Origin of the sequence: Pediococcus stilesii (assembly GCF_001437075.1) — a bacterium.
Lineage (GTDB): Bacteria > Bacillota > Bacilli > Lactobacillales > Lactobacillaceae > Pediococcus > Pediococcus stilesii.
In genome coordinates this window covers 1-312 of sequence record NZ_JQBX01000047.1, presented here as the reverse complement: position 1 = coordinate 312, position 312 = coordinate 1, and the positions used below count along the sequence as shown (strand labels likewise).

The following is a 312-nucleotide window of genomic DNA, read 5'->3' as shown; positions in this document are numbered from 1 at the left end:
CAGAAAAATGGTGCTTAAATATGCCAAACGTGATTTATCCATGACTGAAATCGGTCGTCTAACTAATATATCGCCGACCAGTGTTAGTCGAATTATTAAAGAAACCGTCGGTGAACATCGATATCGCTTCCAGGATCAACTACCAGAAAATCTTTGTATTGACGAATTCAGATCTGTCCAACAAGCGATGAGTTTCATTGTATTGGATGCGGATTCTCATAAACTCGTGGAATTACTTTCTGACCGTCGCTTAGCGACGATTAAAGATTATTTTCTGAGTTACAGTTTAGAAAATAGACTCCGAGTTCGAAC

Annotated in this window: 1 pseudogene; it reads left to right on the top strand. The window is 38.8% G+C overall.

Annotation, left to right across the window (positions count from 1 at the left end):
- Positions 1-312, top strand: a pseudogene (locus IV81_RS09175) (ISL3 family transposase); the annotation flags it as partial.